This window comes from Mucilaginibacter auburnensis (assembly GCF_002797815.1).
In the GTDB taxonomy this organism is placed as follows: Bacteria; Bacteroidota; Bacteroidia; order Sphingobacteriales; family Sphingobacteriaceae; genus Mucilaginibacter; species Mucilaginibacter auburnensis.
On the sequence record NZ_PGFJ01000002.1, the window covers coordinates 1,165,562 to 1,189,474 of the forward strand.

Annotated in this window: 28 protein-coding genes; 23 read left to right on the plus strand and 5 right to left on the minus strand. The window is 43.6% G+C overall.

Going from position 1 to position 23,913, the window contains the following annotated elements; genetic code table 11:
• Positions 1 to 135: 135 nt before the first annotated feature.
• The 3 genes from CLV57_RS15760 (at position 136) to CLV57_RS15770 (ending at position 2,985) form a co-directional block, all read left to right on the plus strand.
• The gene (locus tag CLV57_RS15760; RefSeq protein ID WP_100342341.1) at positions 136 to 1,380 is read left to right on the plus strand and encodes a carboxypeptidase-like regulatory domain-containing protein; all 1,245 of its coding nucleotides are present in this window, start codon (positions 136 to 138) and stop codon (positions 1,378 to 1,380) included.
• Positions 1,381 to 1,520: 140 nt separating this feature from the next.
• Entirely contained in the window at positions 1,521 to 1,898 is a 378-nt protein-coding gene (locus CLV57_RS15765) for a hypothetical protein (RefSeq protein WP_100342342.1), read from the plus strand.
• A 7-nt stretch (positions 1,899 to 1,905) separates the two neighbouring features.
• Positions 1,906 to 2,985 carry a serine hydrolase domain-containing protein gene (locus CLV57_RS15770; RefSeq protein WP_100342343.1) on the plus strand — a complete coding sequence of 360 codons (1,080 nt, stop codon included), beginning with the start codon at positions 1,906 to 1,908 and terminating at the stop codon, positions 2,983 to 2,985.
• 54 nt (positions 2,986 to 3,039) lie between these two features.
• Here CLV57_RS15770 and CLV57_RS15775 read toward each other — a convergent pair whose 3' ends face one another.
• A complete protein-coding gene (locus CLV57_RS15775) occupies positions 3,040 to 4,125 on the minus strand; it encodes a glycoside hydrolase family 43 protein (protein WP_245857092.1) in 1,086 nt (361 codons plus the stop codon).
• A gap of 220 nt (positions 4,126 to 4,345) precedes the next feature.
• On the opposite strand from CLV57_RS15775, the gene CLV57_RS15780 reads away from it, so the two are divergent.
• From CLV57_RS15780 to CLV57_RS15835, 12 genes are all read left to right on the plus strand, one after another.
• Positions 4,346 to 5,155 carry a polysaccharide deacetylase family protein gene (locus tag CLV57_RS15780; protein WP_100342344.1) on the plus strand — a complete coding sequence of 270 codons (810 nt, stop codon included), beginning with the start codon at positions 4,346 to 4,348 and terminating at the stop codon, positions 5,153 to 5,155.
• Positions 5,156 to 5,382: 227 nt separating this feature from the next.
• The gene (locus tag CLV57_RS15785) at positions 5,383 to 5,742 is read left to right on the plus strand and encodes a GIY-YIG nuclease family protein (RefSeq protein WP_100342345.1); all 360 of its coding nucleotides are present in this window, start codon (positions 5,383 to 5,385) and stop codon (positions 5,740 to 5,742) included.
• 316 nt (positions 5,743 to 6,058) lie between these two features.
• Positions 6,059 to 6,811: an SDR family NAD(P)-dependent oxidoreductase gene (locus CLV57_RS15790; protein WP_100342346.1), complete on the plus strand. Its 753-nt coding sequence runs from the start codon at positions 6,059 to 6,061 to the stop codon at positions 6,809 to 6,811.
• Between the two features lie 32 nt (positions 6,812 to 6,843).
• Entirely contained in the window at positions 6,844 to 8,034 is a 1,191-nt protein-coding gene (gene uxuA / locus CLV57_RS15795) for a mannonate dehydratase (protein ID WP_100342347.1), read from the plus strand.
• Positions 8,035 to 8,248: 214 nt separating this feature from the next.
• The gene (locus CLV57_RS15800; RefSeq protein WP_100342348.1) at positions 8,249 to 8,968 is read left to right on the plus strand and encodes an SDR family oxidoreductase; all 720 of its coding nucleotides are present in this window, start codon (positions 8,249 to 8,251) and stop codon (positions 8,966 to 8,968) included.
• Between the two features lie 5 nt (positions 8,969 to 8,973).
• Positions 8,974 to 9,549 carry a hypothetical protein gene (locus tag CLV57_RS15805; RefSeq protein WP_100342349.1) on the plus strand — a complete coding sequence of 192 codons (576 nt, stop codon included), beginning with the start codon at positions 8,974 to 8,976 and terminating at the stop codon, positions 9,547 to 9,549.
• 6 nt (positions 9,550 to 9,555) lie between these two features.
• On the plus strand, positions 9,556 to 9,834 hold the full coding sequence (locus CLV57_RS15810) for an acyl carrier protein (RefSeq protein ID WP_100342350.1): 279 nt from the start codon (positions 9,556 to 9,558) through the stop codon (positions 9,832 to 9,834).
• A gap of 2 nt (positions 9,835 to 9,836) precedes the next feature.
• Positions 9,837 to 11,186 (plus strand): beta-ketoacyl-[acyl-carrier-protein] synthase family protein, encoded by a 1,350-nt coding sequence (locus tag CLV57_RS15815; protein WP_100342351.1) that lies wholly within the window; start codon positions 9,837 to 9,839, stop codon positions 11,184 to 11,186.
• Between the two features lies 1 nt (position 11,187).
• Positions 11,188 to 12,009: an enoyl-ACP reductase FabI gene (locus CLV57_RS15820; RefSeq protein ID WP_100342352.1), complete on the plus strand. Its 822-nt coding sequence runs from the start codon at positions 11,188 to 11,190 to the stop codon at positions 12,007 to 12,009.
• On the plus strand, positions 11,990 to 12,388 hold the full coding sequence (locus CLV57_RS15825; protein WP_100342353.1) for a holo-ACP synthase: 399 nt from the start codon (positions 11,990 to 11,992) through the stop codon (positions 12,386 to 12,388). The genes CLV57_RS15820 and CLV57_RS15825 overlap by 20 nt, the downstream gene beginning before the upstream one ends.
• 371 nt (positions 12,389 to 12,759) lie before the next feature.
• Positions 12,760 to 14,007 (plus strand): PQQ-dependent sugar dehydrogenase, encoded by a 1,248-nt coding sequence (locus CLV57_RS15830; protein ID WP_100342354.1) that lies wholly within the window; start codon positions 12,760 to 12,762, stop codon positions 14,005 to 14,007.
• A 125-nt stretch (positions 14,008 to 14,132) separates the two neighbouring features.
• Positions 14,133 to 14,816, plus strand: coding sequence for a helix-turn-helix transcriptional regulator (locus CLV57_RS15835; RefSeq protein WP_100342355.1), 684 nt, complete (start codon positions 14,133 to 14,135; stop codon positions 14,814 to 14,816).
• A gap of 65 nt (positions 14,817 to 14,881) precedes the next feature.
• Here the strand turns inward: CLV57_RS15835 and gyrB are convergent, their stop codons facing one another.
• On the minus strand, positions 14,882 to 16,840 hold the full coding sequence (gyrB, locus tag CLV57_RS15840; RefSeq protein ID WP_100342356.1) for a DNA topoisomerase (ATP-hydrolyzing) subunit B: 1,959 nt from the start codon (positions 16,838 to 16,840) through the stop codon (positions 14,882 to 14,884).
• Positions 16,841 to 17,038: 198 nt separating this feature from the next.
• On the opposite strand from gyrB, the gene CLV57_RS15845 reads away from it, so the two are divergent.
• A complete protein-coding gene (locus CLV57_RS15845; protein ID WP_100342357.1) occupies positions 17,039 to 17,635 on the plus strand; it encodes an OmpH family outer membrane protein in 597 nt (198 codons plus the stop codon).
• A 148-nt stretch (positions 17,636 to 17,783) separates the two neighbouring features.
• A complete protein-coding gene (locus CLV57_RS15850; RefSeq protein ID WP_211290082.1) occupies positions 17,784 to 18,254 on the plus strand; it encodes a nucleoside deaminase in 471 nt (156 codons plus the stop codon).
• 87 nt (positions 18,255 to 18,341) lie between these two features.
• Here the strand turns inward: CLV57_RS15850 and CLV57_RS15855 are convergent, their stop codons facing one another.
• The gene (locus CLV57_RS15855) at positions 18,342 to 18,755 is read right to left on the minus strand and encodes an RNA-binding S4 domain-containing protein (RefSeq protein ID WP_100342359.1); all 414 of its coding nucleotides are present in this window, start codon (positions 18,753 to 18,755) and stop codon (positions 18,342 to 18,344) included.
• Positions 18,756 to 18,888: 133 nt separating this feature from the next.
• On the opposite strand from CLV57_RS15855, the gene CLV57_RS15860 reads away from it, so the two are divergent.
• The gene (locus CLV57_RS15860; protein WP_100342360.1) at positions 18,889 to 19,116 is read left to right on the plus strand and encodes a UPF0175 family protein; all 228 of its coding nucleotides are present in this window, start codon (positions 18,889 to 18,891) and stop codon (positions 19,114 to 19,116) included.
• Between the two features lie 122 nt (positions 19,117 to 19,238).
• Positions 19,239 to 19,358, plus strand: coding sequence for a DUF3368 domain-containing protein (locus CLV57_RS18775; protein ID WP_394339448.1), 120 nt, complete (start codon positions 19,239 to 19,241; stop codon positions 19,356 to 19,358).
• A gap of 13 nt (positions 19,359 to 19,371) precedes the next feature.
• Here CLV57_RS18775 and CLV57_RS15870 read toward each other — a convergent pair whose 3' ends face one another.
• A complete protein-coding gene (locus CLV57_RS15870) occupies positions 19,372 to 19,791 on the minus strand; it encodes a DoxX family protein (protein WP_100342362.1) in 420 nt (139 codons plus the stop codon).
• A gap of 334 nt (positions 19,792 to 20,125) precedes the next feature.
• On the opposite strand from CLV57_RS15870, the gene CLV57_RS15875 reads away from it, so the two are divergent.
• The 4 genes from CLV57_RS15875 to CLV57_RS15890 all read left to right on the plus strand — a co-directional run bounded on the left by CLV57_RS15875 (position 20,126) and on the right by CLV57_RS15890 (position 22,795).
• Positions 20,126 to 20,941: a 2,3,4,5-tetrahydropyridine-2,6-dicarboxylate N-succinyltransferase gene (locus CLV57_RS15875; protein ID WP_100342363.1), complete on the plus strand. Its 816-nt coding sequence runs from the start codon at positions 20,126 to 20,128 to the stop codon at positions 20,939 to 20,941.
• A gap of 75 nt (positions 20,942 to 21,016) precedes the next feature.
• The gene (locus tag CLV57_RS15880; protein WP_100342364.1) at positions 21,017 to 22,000 is read left to right on the plus strand and encodes a glycosyltransferase family 9 protein; all 984 of its coding nucleotides are present in this window, start codon (positions 21,017 to 21,019) and stop codon (positions 21,998 to 22,000) included.
• Positions 21,993 to 22,559 (plus strand): L-threonylcarbamoyladenylate synthase, encoded by a 567-nt coding sequence (locus CLV57_RS15885; RefSeq protein ID WP_100342365.1) that lies wholly within the window; start codon positions 21,993 to 21,995, stop codon positions 22,557 to 22,559. Before CLV57_RS15880 ends, CLV57_RS15885 begins: the two co-directional genes overlap by 8 nt.
• Entirely contained in the window at positions 22,556 to 22,795 is a 240-nt protein-coding gene (locus CLV57_RS15890; protein ID WP_100342366.1) for a cytochrome b5 domain-containing protein, read from the plus strand. Before CLV57_RS15885 ends, CLV57_RS15890 begins: the two co-directional genes overlap by 4 nt.
• A 173-nt stretch (positions 22,796 to 22,968) precedes the next feature.
• Here CLV57_RS15890 and CLV57_RS15895 read toward each other — a convergent pair whose 3' ends face one another.
• Positions 22,969 to 23,889, minus strand: a complete 921-nt coding sequence (locus CLV57_RS15895; RefSeq protein WP_100342367.1) for a PfkB family carbohydrate kinase — start codon at positions 23,887 to 23,889, stop codon at positions 22,969 to 22,971.
• Between the last annotated feature and the right edge of the window lie 24 nt (positions 23,890 to 23,913).

Here is a 23,913-nt window from a genome sequence, read left to right on the forward strand (position 1 = left end):
GGCTTTTGTTTGCACCATGAGTTTATGACTCATCGTAGAATAGTTGTGTGTGGTCGATTAAAAGTACTGCATGGTCTATATTAATTTTTTTGAAAATATATTTTGTTCACCTTGCTTATGTTTTAAACCAAAGCCATGAATAAATTTATTTTTTACCTGCTTTTTATACTCACCGCTATCGTGCTTAGCTACTCGGCATTTGCGCAAAAAGGCGAGTTTATTATTAATGGTAAGGTTACTGAACAAGGTGGCACGCCTATAAGGCAGGCAACTGTAAGCATCAACAATAAAGGCATTGGCACATCTACCAACCAGGATGGCTTATTCATTCTTCATATCCCAACCGCCAACGTTCAGGATACACTAAATATATCGTGCATTGGTTATCAAACAGACCACATTCCTATCGCCAATCTAAAAGACGGACAGTCGCTTGAAATAAAGTTGGCCGTAAGCAATACTGAATTATTGGAGGTTACTATCACGCATTATGATGCGGTAAAGATCATTCAAAAAGCTATTTCGCGCATCCCTCAAAATAACATTAATCAGCAACACCTGCTGCGTGGTTTTTACCGCATGTATACCTATAAAAAAGATGTACCGCTACAATTATCAGAAGCTGTTTTTGATGTGTTTAACTTTGGCTACGGCGATAAACGTGCCGACCTGTTTAAACTGGCTAAGGCCCGAAATGAAAAAAACACTAAAGACTTCAGCTCAATTGAGTTTGGCCAGCGCCCCAATACTATTTTTGAGCAGGACATTGTGAACCACCTGCCGGCCTGCGGTTTTTTAAATGAGGAAGGCATTGAACGCCATGAGTTTGAAGTGAACGGCATTGTTGATATTAATGGCAGAGATGCTTACCAGGTTGACTTTAAAGAAAAGCCCGGACAAACCAAAGACACCTATCGCGGACAAATGTTTATTGATACTAAAACTTACGCTTTTTTGTATTTTGATTATGGGCTGAGTCCTGCGGGGCTGGCAACGCCTGCTAAAAACAACTTCGTATTAAAATCATTGGTAACCATTGGTGGTGTGGGCCTAAAAATGACCGCTGACCATATGCGGGTAAATTATCAGCAGGTAAACAACAAATGGGTGCTGGCTTCGGTTGAGGGCAGCGATGCTATTACGGTTAGCGGCCCATCGCCAAAAGACAACTACAACGCGCAAATAAAATTCAACTACCAGATAACCAAGATTGACACCAACGAAGAGCCTATTGAGAGTAATATTGGCCGTAACGAAAGCATCAATAATTACAAAAGCAGCGGCGGTGAAAAATTCTGGAAAGATTATAACATCCTGTTATCAGATTTTAACGCCGATGAGGTTTTAAAAAAAATACAGGCAATTAACAAAGGAAAATAACTACCTAAACCTTTCATATAAAACAAAAAAAGCGCGACCTGACCGTCGCGCTTTTTTTGTTTTAAGGTGACACCTATGCGGCACTGCCATCGTCATTATATTGAATTTTGAAACACATTAACTGAAAAATTAAGTTCATTATGAAAAAGACCCTCTTGATCTGCCTTGTTACCGCATTCTTCGGCTTATCGCAAGCTAAGGCACAGTCAAAACTTACCGCCGAGCAACGCACTGAGTTACTTAACCGCTTTAAAACGTATCGCGAAAAACTGAACCTGAGCGAGCAGCAGGCCCCGCAGGTACGCAGCATTGATTCGGTATACCTTACGGGCCTTGTAGCTTTAAAACAAAGTTCTGACCGCCGTTTAGCCAAATTTCAAAAGATGAAACAGCTAACTGCAACCCGCGATACCGAAATGAAAAAGGTATTAACTGCCGATCAGTTTAAAACCTACGCTACTTTTAAGGATGAGATGCGCGATGAACTGAAAGAATTAAGGCAAGCCAATAAAAACTGATAAGGGTATGCGCAGGAGTATTATAGTGGCTGTTGTGCCGTTCATCTTGCTGCTGTTGTGTGGTAGCATCAACCCGCAACCACAAGCAGGCAGCGGTTATGATTTTTCGGCAGTTGACAAATACATTGAGCAAAACATGGGCGCCTACAATAACCATGTAGCCGTTTTGATCATGCAGAATAACAAGGTAATCTACCGGAAAGAGGTGAACATGACCATTAAAACCAATTACGGTATTGCCTCGGCATCTAAGTGGTTATCCGCTGCGGTTATTGCAGCGCTTATTGACGAAAAAAAGATAGCCCTTGATGATACGGTTGGCAAATTTCTGCCACTCTACTCCAAATACGGCAAGGGCAATATCACCATCAGGCAATTGTTCTCGCACACGGCAGGTTTTGCCGGAGATGAAGGCGCGGTGCAACCTTTAAGGCAAAAATTTGAATATCGCCCCGGCCTGACGCTGGCTCAGGCCGCCGACTCCATCGCCATAAAAACGCCCTTGGCTAACAAACCGGGTTCCGTTTTTAACTATGGCAGTACTTCCATGCAAATAGCAGGGCGCATTGCCGAGGTTGTTACCGGTAAAAACTGGCAAGCCATCTTTGACGAAAAAATTGGTCGCCCCTGCCAGATGCAGGCGGTGTACAAACAGCTCAGCACAAAAAACCCGTTACTGGCAGGCGGGGTAACCACATCGGCAGCAGACTATATTAACTTTTTAAATATGCTGGCTAATGGAGGCGTGTTTGAAGGGAAGCAGGTGTTAAGCGAAACGACTGTTAAATTGATGATGACCGACCAAACCCGCGGCGCGCTCATTAAAGGAACGCCGTTTCCGGCCAATCCTTATGCTACACCGCCTGTGCGTTCTGTAAGGTATGGCTTAGGCAACTGGCTGGATGTTTTAAATGCTGACGGATCAGTTGCGGAAAGCAGTAGTCCGGGTTTGTTTGGCACCCATCCCTGGCAAAACCCAAAACAACACCTGGCCGGCATAATATTTACTCAAACGCTGCCCAAACGAAGCCAACCGGTGAGCCTTAAAATAAGGCAGATGGTGCGCGAAATTGTTGAGAAAGGTTAATAAAAAAAGCCCGGTGAATTTAATCACCGGGCTTTAGTCTTATTTAAATATCAATTACGGTTTGATCAACGCAATGCTACCATCAGCATTGTGGGTTAACTCAGTAACCTTGATATTGCGCAAGTGTGTTTTGCCGGATAGTTGAGTATCGTGGTAGAAAATGTACCATTTACCTTTCCACTCAATAATGGAGTGGTGAGTGGTCCAGCCTTCAACAGGCTCCATAAATTTACCACCATATTTGAACGGTCCCATTGGGCTATCGCCTATTGCGTAACATAAAAAGTGTGTATCGCCGGTTGAATAAGTAAAGTAATATTTACCGTTGTATTTATGCATCCATGAACCCTCAAAGAAACGGCGGTCATGGTCTTTAGCCAACAGTGGCTTGCCGTTTTCATCCAATATAACAGCATCCTGAACTTTACCATCAAAGCCTTTCATGTCTTTGCTCATTTTAACCACGCGGCAGCTGATAGCAGCCTCATCAGGTTTCTCCAGATCGGTTTTTGATTCGTTTACGCGTTTACCATCTTTCCATTGTTGTAACTGGCCACCCCATATACCACCAAAGTACATGTAGCTGGTTCCGTCAGTATCGGTAAACACGGCAGGGTCAATACTGTAGCTGCCTGCAATTGGTTGCGGCTCGGCTTTGAACGGACCTTCTGGTTTGTTAGATGTAGCAACGCCTATTTTGAAAATATCTTTTTTATCTTTAACAGGGAAGTACAAAAAGTAAGTACCCTCTTTATATGCAGCATCGGGAGCCCAAAGCTGGCGGCCCGCCCATGGAATATCTTTAACAGCTAAGCCTACACCATGATCGGTTACTTTGCCGTTTATATCATCCATTGATAAAATATGATAATCATTCATGGCAAAATGGTCGCCGTTATCATTCTGTGCTATTCCTGCTTCAATATCATGCGATGGGTAAATGTAAATTTTACCGTTAAATACATGCGCTGACGGATCGGCAGTATAAATGTTGCTGATAAGGGGTTGAGCCAAATACTTTTTGCCGGTGTCCTGAACAGCGGTGGTTGAAGAATCTGACACTTCTTTCTTGTTGTTACCCTGACAGGCAGCAATAGCCAGCATTAACGCAAATGCCGACAATGTGAATGCTTTATTCATTTTTAGTTTAATTGGTTATTGATTACTTAATTCAACAATAATAAGCGCAGCCATAGGCGGCGGCACGTTATGCAATATTAGTTTTTTTTTATTTTAAAACAGAAATTTACAATTAAGCTACAGAATAAACTCCGCATTCGTTTTCGATATTTTCATACACGTCTTGCATTAAATAATTTCAGAACATTGTAATTTGTAGCCCTAAAGCCAATAAACCAACATGAGAAGTATAAAGTTTACAACCGCTGCATTTTTAATGCTGATGGGCACAACTGTATGTGCCGTTGCACAAGACACCAAAGTATGGAACAATAAGCAATGCGCGGTGGTACTCACCTATGATGATGCCATTGATATAGACATTGATAACGTAGCCCCTGCGTTGGATTCGCTTAATTTAAAAGGGACTTTTTATTTGATAGGCTCATCGCCGGTTATTGACAAGCGTATGGCCGAATGGAAGAAAATTGCAGCTAACGGCCACGAGTTAGGCAACCACGCGCTGTTTCACCCATGCGATGGCAGTAAACCCGGCCGCAGCTTTGTAAACCCTGAGCATGACCTGGCTAAGTACAGCGTGGCCCGTACGGTTGATGAAGTGCGCATTAACAACACTTTACTCAAAGCTATTGATGGAAAAGACAGCAGAACCTTTGCCTACCCTTGCGGCGATTTGACCGTTAACGGTGTATTCTTTTATAAAGAACTGGAAAAAGATTTTGCAGGCGCGCGTGGTGTTACCGGTGGTATGAAAGCAGCAGGTGATGTAAACCTGAGCGACATTAACAGTTACATGATCAGCAACCAAACCGGCGATGAACTAATAGAACTGGTTAAAAAAGCACAGCAATCGCACACGCTTATTGTATTTCTGTTTCACGGAGTTGGAGGTGGTCACAGCATTAATGTGAGCCTGGCTGCTCACAGCAAGTTGCTTCATTACTTAAAAAATAATGAAAAAGACATTTGGGTGGCACCCATGGTTGATGTGGCTGAACAAGTGGCGGCGTATCAAAAGGGGAAGAAATGATTTTTCTATCATTGCGAAGAATCTTATGCGCTTTGCTAAACGTAACTTTGTAAAGCATGTTTTATAACATTCTTCACTGCGTTCAGAATGACAATCTATTTCTAGTTATCTTACTGCCATACTGAGCAATATCGAGGAATCTTATTCGCTTTGCTAAACGTAGCTTTGTAAAGCATGTTTTATAAGATTCTTCACTGCGTTCAGAATGACAATATAATCTCTTGATAATGCGGCAGTACAACTTTTACACTTACATTTTAACCACAGCCAGCAAGAAAGTTTTATATGTTGGTGTCACAAATAATTTGGAGAGAAGATTGTATGAACACTATTATGGGGTAGGTAATAAAGATAGCTTTACGAATAAGTATAAATGCTATTATTTGGTTTGGTATGAACGTCACCAATACGTTAATCATGCTATCGAAAGAGAAAAGGAAATCAAGGGATGGCTCCGTGCAAAAAAAGAAAAACTTATAAATGAAGAAAATCCGCAGTGGCGTTTTATGAATAGCGATATCATGGAATGGCCTCCAAAAAAAATTTGTCATTCTGAACGCAGTGAAGAATCTTATACGCCCTGCTAACCCATCGCTTAGCGAAGAATGACAACTCAGTTACTCAAAATGATAACCCGAACAAAAAAGCGATGGGCTCCCCCATCGCTTTTTTATTCGGCGCAGTACATTGTTAAAAATCAACCATTTTATCAAACGCTTTTTTATACCGAAGGTTTTAAGCAAATAATTACGCGGTCTCATTTTACAACCCATTGTCTGTTAACTAAATCGTATTAGTATAAAAAGTAGCACGATTGTTTTAGTTATGCGTTAAAACGTGCCTATATTGGTGCCGATTTTACACTGGACGAATAGCTATTCGTCATCTAAAACAATATAAACAATGTCTTTATCAACAAATGGCCAGGTAGCTGTTATTACAGGTGGTGCATCGGGTTTAGGATTGGCAACCACAAAAAAGTTTGTTGCCCAGAATATTAAAACCATAATAGTTGGCCGTAACGAGGCTAACCTGAAACAAACCGCCGAAGAATTAGGCGAACTTTGCAGCTACAAAGTTTGCGACCTAAGCGACCTGAATGCTATACCGGCCCTTGTTCAGGAAATTGAAGCTGAGTTTGGCACCATTGATATTTTGGTGAACAACGCGGGCATCAACCTGAAAAAGAAATTTGAGGAAGTAACCGACGAAGAGTTTCAACGCATAGTACAAACTAACGTAAACTCGGTATTTACCGTGAGCCGCGAGGTGGTTAAAACCATGCTGCCAAAAGGTAAAGGCACCATTGTTAACATCAGCTCAATGGCTGCTCAATATGGCATACCTTACGTTATTGCTTACACCGCATCTAAAACAGCTATTGATGGCATGACCAAAGCAATGGCAGTTGAGTTATCGCCAAAAGGTATCAGGGTTAACGCTGTTGCACCGGGCTTTATTAAAACAGCCATGTCGTCAAAAGCGTTAGATAATGATCCGGAGCGCAAAGCTAAAGTACTGGGCCGTACGCCAATGGGTTATTTAGGTGTTCCTGAGGATATTGGCGAGGCTGTTTATTTCCTTGCATCTGATGCTGCCAAATACATCACCGGTGTAGTTTTACCTGTTGACGGTGGTAACTCTATAGGTTTTTAATTTTTATTGAGAAGAAAATATATCATAACAAAATGATAGCAAATTTAGAACAAACATTCCGCTGGTTCGGTCCTAATGATGATGTAACGCTGGCGGCCATAAGGCAAACCGGCGCTACCGGCATTGTAAACGCGCTACACCATATTCAACCGGGCGAAGTATGGAGCCCTGAAGAAATTAAGAAACGCCAAGATATTATTGAGGCGGCAGGCTTAACATGGTCTGTTGTAGAGAGCGTTAATATTCATGAAAGCATAAAAACTGCTGGTCCGGGCCGCGATGAAGCTATAAAAAACTACATCCAAACCCTTAAAAACTTAGCGGAACAAGGTATTTATACCGTTTGCTACAACTTTATGCCGGTACTGGATTGGACACGTACTAATTTAGATTTCCGCTTAGCTAATGATGCGTCTGCGCTGCGCTATGAGGCACGTGCCCTGCATGCTTTTGATCTGTACATCCTTGAACGCCCCGAAGCATTCAATGAGTTTACATCTGAACAGCAAAAAGCTGCTAAGGAGTATTTAGATACGCTTACCACTGACGAAGTAAAATTACTCACTAACACCATTATGGCCGGTTTGCCGGGAACTACTGATGTGTTCACTATTGAAGAATTCAAAGGTCACCTTAAAAAATATGAAGGGATTACCGCTGATGTATTAAAAGCTAACCTGGCTTACTTCCTGCAGGCTATTATCCCTGATGCAGAGAAGTTGGGCATTAAGATGTGCATCCACCCGGACGATCCACCATTTGCTATTTTAGGTTTACCACGTATCGTATCAACCGAAGCCGATCTGAAGTTTTTGGTTGAAGCTGCACCATCGCCAAGCAATGGTTTAACTTTCTGTACAGGCTCATTAGGCGCCCGTGCTGATAATGATCTGCCGGGTATTGTTGAGCGTTTGGGTCAGCATTTCCACTTCATCCACCTGCGTAATGTTAAACGCGAGGCCGACGGCAGTTTTTATGAAGATAACCACCTGGAAGGCACTACAGATATGTACGCCGTAATGAAAGCCATCATTTTAGAACAGAAAAAACGTTCAGACAGCGGCCGTACCGACATTGCCATCCCGATGCGCCCTGACCATGGCCATAAAATTTTAGATGATTACCGTTATAATACTTATCCGGGTTATTCAGTAACCGGTCGTATGAAAGGCTTAGCCGAATTACGCGGACTGGAAATGGGTATTAAACGCACAATTTTATAAAAGCATAACCCTATGAAAACTGAAAGGCTCTCCAATAATGGGGAGCTTTTTTCGTTTTTGGCAACTTTTTAATCAATAGTTTGTTAGTATGCCGTCATTATGTAAAACAAATTGCAAGTATTAAAATATTCGCTCAAAAAGTATTTATCTTTAAAACCATATTAGCGAGGCTTTTTTAAATCAGCTTGGCTGAACATTTTCAACCACAACAACATTGAAGAAAAAGGTACTTATCACAGGGGCAAGCAGAGGACTTGGGCTGGCTATAGCAAAACTTTTAGCTGCTGATTATCAGCTTATTTTGCACGCTTCATCTCCGTCAAGCTTTACGGAAACCATCCCGGGTGCCGACATTCTTTGTGCCGATCTTTCCGATGCTGAGCAGGTAGCGGATTTTTGTAAGCAGCTTAAAAAACAACACGGCAGCGAATTGTATGGGGTGATCAACAATGCCGGTTTAACGTTTGATAATTCCATCATTTATCAATCAGAAAAACACATTGACGCCATGATGCAGGTTAACCTTAAAGCGCCCATCATGATCTGCAAAACGGTGATGAAGCTTTTTAGTGCCAATGGCGGTGGGGTTATCATCAACATGAGCTCAATAGTGGGCGAAAGCGGCAATGCTTTTCAGGCGGTTTATGCCGCTACCAAAGCCGGTTTGGTTGCTTTCTCGAAATCATTAGCCCAGGAAGCCGCTGCTTTAGGCGAAGACCATAACATCCGGGTGCTGTGTGTTTCGCCGGGGTATATCGAAACTGATATGACGGCCAATATTCCGCATGAAATAAAAGAAAAATACCTCAACATGATCCCGGCCAAACGTTTGGGAAAACCTGCAGATGTAGCTGAAACGGTTTGCTTTCTGCTATCAGAAAAAGCTTCTTACATCAACGGAACCAACATACATATTAACGGAGGTTTATTTTAATTTCAATGCCCAATACCAATATTGTTTTAGCAGATACTTTAGTAGGTGAGCAGCCAAAAGACTGGTTGCTTCACGGACCAACAAAACGTTTAATTGACCGCTACCATTATCATTCGCCAAAGGTTGGCGTGGTTGCAAGTTATACCCCTAAAGAGCGGGATGTAAAAGACCATTTCGGTATTTTCAGGGGAGTAGATCAGATCGAATCATTCGCGCAGGCCAGTATAGCTTCCTGCGGAACTTTCTCGCAATGCAAAAAACAAAACCTTAAACCCAAAGATCTGGAGAAAGATTTCACACCGGTTTTTACTCACGTTGGCAACGTTACCTTCCATAACTATTTGGAAAAGGGACAAACATTTGTTAACATTGGTATCATCAAGTTTTATAAGTTCAGGCAGATGATCTGCGACGGAAGGATATACCGTGTACCTGCCGGGTTTGATATTGATGCTTACTTTAAAAACTTTACCGACGAGCGTTTGTTAGCGTACGATCTGCCTAATGATTTTAAACTGATAGCCGAACTGTTTGACATTACAGGCGTGGCTATTAAAAAGGAAATTTTTAACTCTCTATAAAACAGCATGGAAAACTATACTCAGGAAGATAGACAACAAATACTTACCGATTTGATAGAAGTATTAAAAACGGTAAGAACCATTGATCCGGCTAAACTGGAAGGCGTTACCGAAGAAACCGATTTTCTGGCAGATATGAACGCTCCAAGTACCGAACTGATCAACATAGCTGTTAAAGTTGAGCAAAAATTTGATGTGGAGTTTGAAGACGAAGACATTGACAAGTTAGGCTCAAAAGTAAAAGATGTTATAGATCTGATCATTTTAGCAAAAGAAAGAGGTTAACAATGCCTGTACAAGGGAGAAAAGTAGCAGTTGTGGGCATGAGCGCTGCTGTGCCTACCTGCAAAGGGCTTGATGATTTTAGCAACAAGCTGTTTGCCGGCGAAAGCATGATACGTTTATGGGACAAGGCAGCGGCTTATGGTAAACAGGTACGCTCAAACGTGGCCGGTTACATCACTCCCGAGGAAATGGATATTGAACCGATATATGGTACCATATCTGAAGAGTACCCCGAAACTTTTATTGACCGCCAGGGACGCATACCTGATATTAACCTCTCTACCGCCGATCTGGGCAGCATTTGGGCCATGATAGGCGCTAAAGAGTGCATTGACATGGCCGGCTGGACCGAAGCCGAAGTGCGTTCTGAAGGAACCGGGGTTGTTATTGGTTCAGGTGGTGGTGGTACTGAAATATCACGCATAGCATGGCATGGCTTTTTTAAAGAGGGCAAAAAAACCCGTGCGGCAGGTTCGCACACGGTTGACCGTGCCATGGGCTACCGTGAGGCGGCCAATGTATCGTGCTTTATAAAAAACCGCGGCGTTTGCGAGGCTATTGTTTCTGCCTGTGCTACAGGCTTGGGTAACATTGGTTACGCGTATCGTTTAATAAAATTCGGACTGCAGGACAGGGCCATAACCGGCGGCGTTGAAGGCACCGCTTTAGAAACCTTTATTGGTTTTGATGCCATGCAGGTGCTGAGCAAAGGCTTTAGTCCCGAGCAAAGCTCCCGTCCGTTTGATCTCAACCGCAATGGTTTTGTATGCTCTTTCGGCAGCGGTATTGTTGCTTTGGAAGAATATGAAATGGCCAAAGCACGCGGCGCTAAAATTTACGCGGTAATTGACGAATACTTTAATAACTCTGACGGCGACGGCGATATGTTCGCGCCATCATTTAGAGGTCAGCAGCGCCTTTGGGCGGGGCTTTCGGCCAATACGCAAATAAAACCGGATGTAGTAAAAATGCACGGCACCTCTACCCCTACCGGAGACATTATAGAGTTGTTAAGCGTTGCAGCTGTATTGGGTGAATCGGGTTATCATATATCGGCGCCAAAATCGCAGTTTGGGCATATGCTGGGCGCGGCGGGTTCGGTAGAGTTTATCGCGGCATTGCAAATGCTTGATAAGCAAAAGGTATCGCCTTGTGTGAATTCTGACACCTTAAACCCGGAGTTGGAACACTTCCAGTTAAAAGAAGGTTGGGCCGGACCAATGAAGCCTGTGTCGGAATACAGAGATTTGATACCGCAACAGTCGGTTAATAAAGAAATAAACCAGATAGTTTGCCTCAACTACGGCTTTGGCGGCACCAACAGCGCCATTGCCATTTCAAGAGACATTTAACATGATCAACAATACCGGGAAAGTAGCTGTAGTTTTTGGTGTACGTAACGAAGGTTCTATTGCCTGGGATGTGGCTTTAAAGCTGCACCGTTCCGGCTGCAAAGTGGCGCTAAGCTACATGGCCGATACCAAAAACGAGGTGCTGCACCTGATGGAACAAAACGGCATGGACCCGCAATATGCTGCCGAAGTTGATGTGCGCGACGAAGAACAAATCACCGCTTTTGTTAAAGCTACACACAACGCCCTTGGGCCGATAAACTATGTACTGCATGGTGTGGCTTTTGGCAGTCAGAAAGTAATGTGCTACACCATTCCCGGCGTTGACGAACCCGCACCGGAGTACATTGACATTCCGTTTGAGGAGTTTATGGATGCCTTTAACATTAGCGCCTACTCGCTGCTGCGTGTTGCCCGCGTGGTGCAAAAATTTTGTACTGATGATTGCTCTATACTTACCTTAACTTACAACGCTTCACAACGCGTATTTCCGCCCTATGCAGGTATGGCTATTTGCAAGGCTGCGCTGGAAAATATTATGCTTTACCTTGCCAGTTATTTCCGCGAGCGCAGTATACGGGTTAACGCTATTTCTGCTGGATTGGTAATGACTACCTCTGCCGGAGGCATAAACGGTGTACGTACCCTGCGTAAAATTGGCAAGTTTACAGCACCGCTGGGTAATGTTACCGCCGGCGATGTGGGCGATGCCGCGCTTTACTATTTCTCTGACCTATCAAAACGGGTTACCGGCAACATACATTTTGTTGATGGCGGCTTTAACATTATGGGGATTGGCGTAGATGGAGAAAAAGCTCGCTGAAACCCTTGAAAACTTAGCCCAACAACAATTTGCCGTGGGTAATGATCTGGTATTTGTACCCGGTTTTGAACCTTCCCTTACCCCCGGCTTTAAAAACAAAGTATACACCGAACAGGAAATAGCTTACTGCGACCAGTTTGCCGATTCGCTATTACGTTATGCCTCTACCTGGGCCGCCAAAGAAGCCGTTTACAAAGCCGTAAAACAATTAGACAAAAGCACCGCCGGCTGGAAAAACATCGAGATCATCCGTGAAAAAATTGGCGGCAGGCCCCATGTGGTTTTGCACCAACCTGCCTTGGCACACATCAATGTGAGTTTGAGTATTACGCATGATGGGGATTATGCGTGGGCGGTGGCGATAGCTGCTTTGAGTTAGCACGCGGATCAACCCCTCCCTACCCTCCCCAAGGAGGGAACGCTTATACAAGTTCCTTCTTAACCTACTACGTTTCCCTCCTCGGGGAGGGATGCGGCTGAATTGTGTGCAAAGGCAGGGAGGGGTTAGCATGCGGATCAACCCCTCCCTACCCTCCCCAAGGAGGGAATCGCTTAACTATATTTTTTCATTTATTACAATTACGTCTGACACATATCCCTCCTCGGGGAGGGGTGCGGCTGAATTGTGTGCAAAGGCAGGGAGGGGTTAGCACGCGGATTAACCACCCCCAACCCATGTAAAACAAATGTTATGCACTTGCTGCATACTTTTCATTAGCTATATTTAGCTAACCCAATAACTAATTTATAATGAAGAAAAATATTTTACCCATAGCGGTTGGCATAGCTGCTTTGGCATGTTTAACCAGCTCAACAATTACGCAACTACAGCAGCAACTTCCGCCTGCCCCAACCATTAAATTACCGCAGGGCTTTCAGGCTAACATTGTTGCTGATTCGCTTGGGCCGGTTAGGCACCTGGTGGTAACGGCTAACGGCAACCTGTATGTAAAGATGAACAACGTACGCAACCGCAAAGGCTTGTATTACCTTACGGATAATAACAAAGACGGCATATTTGAAACCAAAACCGGCTTTGGCGATTATCCCGGCACAGGTATTAAAATTAAGAATGGCTACCTGTACTCCTCGTCAAACAGCGGGGTATACCGTTATAAACTGAATGATAAAAACGAGGTAATTGATACTGAAAAACCGGAGTTACTGGTTAGCGGATTGGTAGATAAACGCGCCGACAATGCGAAATCGTTTGTGATTGATGATAGCAACAATATGTATGTGGCTATTGGCTCCTACTCTGATGCTTGCCGCGCGCCGGGCAGCATTGTTGGCATTCCGGGTTGCCCGCTGCGCGACTCGGTTGGTGGCATATGGAAATTCAAAGCCGACAAGCCCAACCAAACTTTTGGTGATGGTATGCGGTTTGCCACAGGCGTTAAAAATTCAGTAGGGATAGATATTAACCCCGTTACTAAAACGGTGTTTGTTACACAGCATGGCCGAAGTTTAGACAATAAATATCCGCAATATTATACATCTCAACAGGTAGCGCAGCTACCCGCCGAAGCGCTGTACGAACTAAAGCAAGGTGTTGATGCCGGCTGGCCCTTTGCCTATTATGATAACTTTCAAAACAAATATGTGCAGTCGCCGGAGTATGGCGGCGACGGTAAAAAGTCGCCGGATGTGAAATACCTTGAACCACAGGTGATCATCCCCGCTCACTTTGCCCCTAATGATCTGCTGTTCTATACCGGCAAAATGTTCCCGGCAAAATACCGCAACGGGGCGTTCATGGCCTTTCACGCACAATCGCCCGAAATGAAAAAGGGCTACCTGGTGGCATTTGTACCGTTTAAAAATGGTAAACCATCAGGCAATTGGGAAATATTTGCCGACAACTTTTCGGGTACCGAAACCGGCAGCGTAAGCATACAATACCGCCCAACCGGATTGGCACAAGGCCCTGACGGGGCGCTATACGTTGCTGATGACATTAAGGGTACAATTTTCAAGATCAGCTATTCTGCAAGATGAGTTTATAGTGGTAAACGCCGCATTGGTTAAATTACCTATGCGTTCAGGTGAAATCACCCTGTATACACCCCCTGGTTTTAGGTAAAATTGCAGTGTTTAAATATATTTAAGCACTGCAATTTTAAATGAATACCCCGAAAGCCGTAACCCACAAAATCAATAAAAGTATAGCCGAAATAGCTGCCTTTGCCGACAAATTACCAGGTGTTACCATTATACACGACCTGCGCGACTGGACCGTGGCATGGATGTCAAACAGGGGATTAAAAAACCTGGGCGTGACGCTTGAGGAAATAACCAGTTTGCCGCCCGGAGAGTATTACAAAAGGTACTTCAATCCAGAGGATTCTGCAGATTATGCCCCGAAAATTTTTGGGTTGCTTGACCGGAATATAGCCGATGAGATATGTACGCTTTTTCAGCAGGTACGCTTCCATGAACATACCGACTGGAAATGGCACATGGCCAGCACCATGGTTTTACTGCGTGATGAGTACGACAAACCATTGCTGGGAATAACACTGGCCTTCCCCATTGATCCGATGCACCACATGACAGCCAAAGCTGAAAGGCTGTTAGAAGAAAACAACTTTTTGCGCCGGAACTTTCACTTATTCGACAAGTTGGGCAAACGTGAACGCGAAGTATTACAACATTTAGCTTTAGGCAAGAGCGCTCTGGAAACGGCGGAAGCCATGTTCATATCAATAGGAACGGTTGAAACGCACCGTAAAAATATCCGCAAAAAATTGGGTACGTCCTCATTTTTTGAGCTGAGCCAGTATGCCCGAGCATTTGATCTGATCTAAGCTCCTCAAAACAAACAGCCCCCAATCTTTCCGGACCAGGGGCTGAATTATAATATGTAGGTCGCTTACGTATCTATTCTCGCATAACGCGCGTTCTTCTCAATAAATGCGCGGCGAGGGGCAACCTCATCGCCCATTAACATAGAGAAGGTGTGGTCGCACTCAGCCGCATTTTCAATAGTCGCCTTTTTGAGGGTACGGCGGGCCGGGTCCATGGTGGTTTCCCACAACTGCTCTGCGTTCATCTCACCCAAACCTTTGTAGCGTTGTACGTGCACGCTGTCTTCTCTACCAGCACCTTTTAAGCGCTGAATAGCCGCATCGCGTTGCTCATCGTTCCAGCAATATTCCATTTCCTTACCTTTTTTAACCTGGTAAAGTGGCGGCGATGCAATGTAAACGTAACCGGCTTCTATCAGCTCTTTCATGTAGCGGAAGAAGAAAGTTAGAATCAGCGTTGTAATGTGCGAGCCGTCAACGTCCGCATCCGTCATGATCACAATTTTATGATAACGGAGTTTAGTAAGGTTCAATGCTTTATCATCTTCGGGTGTACCACGGCTAACACCCAAACCGGTAAACATGTTCTTGATCTCTTCGTTCTCGTAAATCTTGTGCTCCATGGCTTTCTCCACGTTCAGAATTTTACCTCTCAACGGTAATATAGCCTGGTACTCGCGGTTGCGACCCTGCTTGGCAGTACCACCCGCCGAGTCACCTTCGACAAGGTAGATTTCGCAAAGCGCTGGATCACTGTTAGCGCAATCGGCCAGTTTACCCGGCAGACCCGAACCGCTCATTACGCTTTTACGTTGTACCAACTCACGTGCTTTACGTGCCGCAGCACGTGCAGTAGCCGCCAAAACAACCTTCTGAACTATCATTTTAGCTTCACGCGGATGCTCTTCCAGGTAGTTACCTAAAATCTCTCCTACAGCCTGATCAACAGCACCCATCACCTCGTTGTTACCCAGTTTACCTTTTGTCTGGCCTTCAAACTGAGGCTCCTGAACTTTAACAGAAACAACGGCAGTTAAACCTTCGCGAAAGTCATCACCTGATATTTCTACCTTGAGATTTTTCAATAAACCTTCTTTATCAGCATAGCTTTTTAAAGTACGGGTTAAACCACGGCGGAAACCTGCAACGTGTGTACCGCCTTCAATGGTATTGATGTTGTTTACGTAAGAGAATACGTTCTCTGAGTAGGTATCATTATATTGTAGCGCAAGTTCAACAGGTATACCTTGTTTTATGCCATCCACATAAATCGGTTCAGGGATTATAGAGGTACGTGTACCATCTAAAAACTTAACAAATTCGCTTAATCCTCCTTCTGAATAGTACTCTTCACTCAGGAAAGTACCATCCTCGTTAGGTACGCGCTCATCTGTAAGGGTAAGGCGTATACCTTTATTCAGGTAAGCCAATTCGCGTAAACGGGCGGCAAGCGTATCAAACTTGTATTCGGTTGTTAACTGGAATATTTCCGGGTCGGGTTGGAAAGTTTGGGTAGTACCTGTTTTATCAGATTCACCTATTACTTTCACATCAAACAACGGCTTACCGCGCTCATACTCCTGTGTGAAAATCTTGCCCTCGCGGTAAACCACAGTTTTTACGTGGGTTGACAGCGCGTTAACGCAACTTACACCCACACCGTGTAAACCGCCAGATACCTTGTAGGTATCCTTATCAAATTTACCGCCTGCGTGCAGCACTGTCATTACAATTTCAAGGGCTGATTTATTCTCTTTTTTGTTGATGCCAGTTGGGATACCACGGCCGTTATCAACTACGGTAATAGAATTTCCTTCGTGTATAGTAACATTTATAGTATCGCAGTAACCGGCAAGGGCCTCGTCAATAGAGTTATCAACTACCTCATACACCAGGTGATGCAAACCCTTAACGCCTGTATCGCCAATGTACATGGATGGGCGCTTGCGCACCGCATCTAAACCTTCTAAAACCTGTATATTATCTGCCGAGTAATTCGATTTGTCCTGATTTTCTTCGCTCATAAATTGGTTAAAACAATAACCTTCAAAGGTACAAAATAGTACCCTAACATTTACTAATGTTGATAAAAATGACCGTGTGGTGTGTATGGTGTTTTAGTATTAGGATACTTGGAGCGAAAGATTATATTTGTGAAATTTTTTTTACAAAAACAGGCATATCAGCGTGCTTTTAACATTATCAATAACAGTAAAATATAAATGAAAACCACAGGTTCTATTTTCAACAAGATCACTTTAGGCGTATTAGTTGCAGTTAGCGTTGCTGCTTGTAACAACGAGAAAAAAAGCGATGCCCCGGCTACTGCTGCATCAGCAGGTAGTACAGCTAAAGAAACCATTGTATTTGTTAACCAGGATACGCTTTTGGCTAAATATGAATACGCGAAAGACGTAAATACAAAATTGCAAGGCAAAGGCAAAAATGCAGATAGCGACCTAAATTCACGCGGTCAGGCTTTTCAGCGTGAGGTTGCAGAATACCAAAGAAATGCCAATACCATGAGTGCCGATCAACGTGCAAGTACCGAGCAGCGTTTGCAACGTAAGCAACAGGAATTACAGCAATACCAACAAAATGCTGCTGCCGAATTACAGAATGAGCAAGGCACTGAAGCCAACAAATTGTACGAAAAAATTGCTGAGTTCACCAAAGGTTATGCTAAGCAAAATGGCTATAAAATGGTTCTTACTTACTCAAGAGCTAACCCTACCGTTTTATATGGCGATACAACTTTAGACGTAACTGCCGATGTTTTGAAAAAACTGAATGACGCTTACGCTAAAGACAAAAAATAATTATTCTGATCTGTGGATGTGCAGATGATGTTTAGATACAAACCCCGGCTGTTGGCCGGGGTTTCTTTTTTCCGGTAAAACATCTAATTAATACTTGAGTTAATTAGCTATCTTAATTCTTGCATCTTAAATCCTGCATCTGACGAAAATGGATCACGAAAAATTTATGCGGATAGCTATTGCGCTATCACAACACAATGTAGAAAAAGGACTTGGCGGACCATTTGGAGCCGTTGTAGTTAAAGATGGCGAGATTGTGGCTCAAAGCGCCAACCGCGTAGTACCTGATAATGACCCCACTGCCCATGCTGAGGTTGCTGCCATCAGGCTGGCTTGTAAAGAACTTAACACATTTGATTTGAGTGGTTGCTACATTTACGCCAGCTGCGAACCTTGCCCTATGTGCCTGGGCGCTATTTACTGGGCCAGGATTGATAAACTATTTTACGCCAACACCAAGCATGATGCTGCCAATATTGGCTTTGACGACGAATTTATTTATCAGGAGTTAGCCCTAAAAATGGACGACCGCAAAATTGACCATGAGCAATTGATGCGGGATGAAGCGTTGGCTGTGTTTAAGTTGTGGGATAAAGACGGCAACAAACAAAGTTACTGAGGTCATGCTGAACTTGTTTCAGTACCTCACCTAACTTACCAACGTTCGCCTATCTGTGGGATGCCGAAATAATTCGGCACGACCGGTTTATTCTTCTGTGTTCTCCTCCTTATCAAAATAGTCATCTTTCAGATCATCTATTTCTCTGCGGTCGCGTTTGGTGGGGCGACCGGTGCCTCTGTCCCGGCTCAACACAGGCGCATGGAACATAGACCTGAAGGCATGCGTTTGTTCAACAGGCGTAATATCTTCATAAAAGCCAACGGCAGTTTTAGCATCAACCCTGTTCTCTAACAAACCTACCACCCGTATTACCTTACGGTCCGGACCTTTAGCCACCTGATACACTTCGCCCAGGCGCACCTCGTGAGATGGTTTTATATTGTTGCCATCCAGCTTTACGCGCCCAGCCTTTACAGCATCAGATGCCAGCGTTCGGGTTTTAAACAGGCGTATGGCCCACAGGTATTTATCTATTCGTAGTTTTTCTTTTTCGGGCATGATGTTGCAAAATTAACCTTTTGATTTTTCAGAACAGCAAAGTTGTTATACATAAATAGTCAACACTTCGTTGTATATATAAACGCTATGTTATTTAAATGATTTCTGGTATTTTTATAAAAAATGTTAACTCATGACTACTTTAACTTTGAACGTTCCGGAAAGATTGGAAAATGAGCATGAAGAAACAGTGCGCTTTCTGGCCGCAAAACTATATGAAGGAAGAAAAGTTACTTTAGGCCAAGCAGCTGATATGGTTGGTATGGACAAGTGGGACTTTGCCGAATTGCTATCAAAATATGGCGTAAATTTTTTTGATGATAGCGCCAACCTCGCAATCAATGATGCACAAAAGTTCTAAAATTATTATAACAGATACCAGTTGCTTTTGTCTGCTAAGAAAACTCGGAGCACTTGAACTTCTACATTACGCTTTGATGAAAATTTAGGATTAAGGGTCATTGGCACTATTGGTCTATTAATATAGCAAAAAACAACGAAGTTATAACTTTATTGCGGCCGTATTTCGACCGTATTCAACAAATTAATTTCCGTATATCGTCATCGATATTGGAACGTGTTTTACGGGAAGCCGGTGAATGATGCAAATGGTTGTTCATACCCTCCTATCCAAAGAAAACGCCCCACCCCCTCTCATCAATAAAAAAATACTGCAAAGCAGCATAGCCCAATCTGTACGGCTTTCGTGCAGCATTTTACATATGCCTCCGTCCTCAAGCATAGGTATTTTAGTGGTAGTAATGGCCACCAGCATGATAATGATGAGCGGTATTGCGGCAAAGCGAGTTAGTAAGCCTATCAATATCAACAATCCACAAATTATTTCTGTTGTGCCAACAAAAGGACCTAAAACCTCCGCATTGGGTAAACCTATCTTCTCAAAACGGCCCACTCCCTGTGCTTTAGCGAATAAAAACTTCTGTATTCCTTCTGACAAGAAAACGCCACCTACAACCAAACGGATTAGCAGTGTGGTTGGCGCATTATCTGTAGTTATTAATTTGAGCAGGTTCACGATAGATTAGTTTGGCGAAAGTTACAAATTTCAATTCATCATAAGCTTTATAACGGAGGGTAGCTATTTTCTAAAACTGCCTTAACTATGATTTTACAATTTGTTGTAAATTACAAGAACATTTTAAAAATCCTAAAATCTTATTAATCCAACAAATCATGGTTCAGACAATGCGTTAGCGATAGTAGCGGATACCGGCCAGTGGCTAAGGCCTGCGCAGTATGAGCGGATAGCGCGGGCCGCAGGCAACGCCTTAATTACATCTATTGACTTAACCTATCAAACAAATCTGCTCAAAAATCCGTTAATTTGCCGCAAACTTTTAACATATCCAATGCAAGAATTAAAGAAACTGGTAGAGCAAGCCTGGGAAGACCGTACCCTGCTTGGTTACAACGAATACATAAGCGCTATTGAAACCGTAATTGAACGCCTTGACAAAGGCGAAATACGCGTGGCTGAACCAATGGGTAGCATCTGGCACACTAACGACTGGATCAAGAAAGCGGTTATATTATACTTCCCTATCCGCGCTATGGAAGAAATTGAAGTTGGTCCGTTTGTGTTTCATGATAAAATGAAACTTAAAAAAGATTACAAAGCAACCGGCGTGCGTGTTGTGCCTCATGCTATTGCCCGTTACGGCGCGCATTTGGCTAAAGGTGTTATTATGATGCCGAGCTATGTAAATATTGGCGCTTTTGTTGACGAAGGCACTATGGTTGATACCTGGGCAACAGTAGGTTCATGCGCGCAAATTGGCAAGCATGTTCACTTGAGTGGTGGTGTGGGTATTGGTGGTGTATTAGAGCCTGTACAAGCTTCTCCGGTTATTATTGAGGATAACTGCTTCCTTGGTTCACGCGCAATTGTTGTTGAGGGTGTACATGTTGAAAGTGAAGCTGTTTTAGGCGCCAATGTGGTATTAACCGCATCAACCAAAATTATTGACGTTACAGGTGCTGAACCGGTTGAGTATAAAGGCCGTGTTCCTGCACGTTCGGTAGTAATTCCGGGTTCATACACCAAAAAATTCCCTGCAGGTGATTTCCAGGTACCATGCGCTTTAATTATAGGTAAACGTAAAGAATCAACCGACAAAAAAACCTCATTGAACGATGCTTTGAGGGAAAATAATGTAGCGGTTTAAATTAGATTTGAGACATGAGATGTGAGATTTTAATCTGTCTCACATCTCAAATCTCAAATCTCATATCTGATCAAGATGAAACTACTCATAAGGCTGCCAAACTGGTTGGGCGATGTGGTGATGAGCACCGGGTTCCTGAACGCAGTTAGGCAGCTTTATCCTGACGCTGTGATTGATGTTATCATCAAAAAAGAGCTCAGTTCTGTAGCCGCCCTTATTCCGGGCATTAACAACATCCATTCTTTTTCCAAGCAACAATATCCCGGCTTAGGCGGTGTTTACCGTTTTGGTAAATCTTTACGGGCAGAGAACTACGATATATTTTTTACCCTGCCCGATTCGCTCTCAGCCGCATTGATGGGCAAAGCTACCGGCGCTAAAAAGCGCATTGGGTTTAGTAAAGAAGGCGGCTTTTTTCTGCTCACCAAAGTTTGCCGCAGGCCCAAAAATGTGCACAGGGTTGATGAATACCTGGCCTTATTAGAGCAGTTTACCGGAAAAACTATTACCGATAAAATAGTTGGACTACAACCCGAACCGCAAACCAAAAACGACCTTATTCTACTCAATTTCAATTCGGAAGCTGAGTCGCGGCGTATGCCTTTGGATAAGGGAAAAGCCCTGCTGAATCTAATTACCCAAACTTTTCCTAATAAGCGCTTTGGGTTGATAGGTTCGCCTAAAGATGCTGTTTATGTGGAGGACTTGTTGGAAGGTGCAGAAAACACCGACCGCATCAGTAACTTTTGTGGTAAAACTACGCTTGTTACGCTGGCCAACTTAATGGTAAGCGCAAAGGTTTTGCTAAGTACAGATTCTGGTCCGGCGCATTTGGCTAACGGTGTTGGTTTGCCTGTTGTAGCGCTTTTTGGTGCGGGAAATGAACATAACACCGCACCATATAATGCAGATAATTTAACTGTGATACGCGCGGGGCAACTTGCTTGCGAGCCTTGCGTGCGAAACGTTTGTAAACTGTATGGCATACCCAAATGCATGCAGTTGTTGGATGAAACGCGGATTATTAACGCCATGAGCGTATATTTGAACCATGCTTAGAGACGAAGTTGCCAAAGCTTTTAAAGTTGTGCAGGAAGGAGGAATTATCCTTTACCCTACCGATACCATTTGGGGTATAGGCTGCGATGCCACCAACACGGATGCTATTAAACGCATTTTCGCGTTGAAACAGCGTGATGAGGCCAAAAGCATGATCATTCTGTTAGATACCGATAACAAACTGCAAAGCTATATACAGGAAGTGCCTGAACTGGCCTATAACCTAATTGAGTATGCTGAGAGTCCGCTTACTTTGGTGATGCCGGGTGCAAAGAATATATCGCCGGCACTGATAGCTGCGGATGGCAGCGTGGGTATACGCGTTTGCCAGCATCAGTTTTGCCAGCAGTTAATACAACGCATGCGTAAACCTTTGGTATCAACTTCCGCTAACATTAGCGGACAACCATCGCCACAATACTTTGGGCAGATTGATGATGCCATCATCAATGGGGTTGATTATGTTGTTGACCTGGAACAACACAGCACCGAAATTAAAAAGCCATCAACCATTATGCGGTTAGAACCGAGTGGCAAATTTGAGTTTTTAAGGCGATGAACGGAACGTTGCCAGAATATACCCGCTCTCAATTAGCCTTACGAAACGGACAAGACAAACCCGAAGTTTGGATAGCTTATAAAGGTTTGATATACGATGTAAGCCGAAGCCGCTTATGGAAGAACGGTAAACACTATGAGCATTGGGCGGGCCAAGACCTCACTCCCGAACTGGCCGATGCCCCACACGATGAATGGGTTTTTCAGAACCTGGATGTGGTGGGGAAGTTGAAGTAGTTAGCAGTGCGCAGTTCTTAGTTTGCAGTTAACTTATTATATTCAAAATGCCTGTCATACTGAGCGATAGCGAAGGATCTTATACGCTTTGCTAACCCGTTGCTCTGTCAGCACGGTTTTATAAGATCCTTCACTCCGTTCAGGATGATAATTTAACTAAATTCTTAAGGTGCCTATCCCTCTATTTGAAAAGAAGAAAGGCTCACAAACTCCTGCACACGGGAGGCTACCTCTTCCTGAGATAAGTTGATCAAGCGCTCAGTGCCAAATTTTTCTACGCAGAATGAAGCCAGGGCCGAACCGAATATAATAGCGTTCTTCATGTTGTTGAAGTTAACGGTACCCACTTTGGCCATGTAACCAATAAAGCCTCCGGCAAATGTATCACCGGCACCGGTTGGGTCAAACACTTCGGCTAACGGCAATGCAGGCGCTGCAAATATTTTATCCTCGCCAAACAACAACGCGCCATGTTCACCTTTTTTAATAATGAGGTATTTAGGACCCATGGTCAATATTTTACGAGCTGCTTTAACCAATGAATATTCTCCTGACAGCTGGCGAGCTTCTGCATCATTAATGGTCAATACATCAACCATTTTTATGGTATCTAACAGGTCATTCATGGCAATGTCCATCCAAAAGTTCATGGTGTCCATTACGATTAGCTTCGGCCGATTTTTCATGCGGTTAATTACCGTTTGCTGCACCTTAGGCGTTAGGTTACCCAACATCAGGTATTCGCAATCCTGGTAGCTATCGGGGATGATCGGGTCAAAATCAGCCAATACATTCAACTCCGTAACCAAGGTGTCGCGGGTATTCATATCATTATGATACTTACCGCTCCAAAAGAAAGATTTCTCGCCTTTTTTTATCTGTAGCCCCTCAGTATCAATACCATGCTCATTAAACTCCTTAATGTTTTCCTGCGGAAAATCATCGCCAACAACGGCTACAATTTTAACCTTATCATAAAAATAAGATGCGGCCAGACCGGCATAGGTAGCCGCGCCGCCAACAATTTTATCGGTTTTACCAAAGGGAGTTTCAAGTGCGTCAAACGCTACAGTACCAATAACTAATAAGCTCATGCAGTAATTTTATCTGTTTGCTGC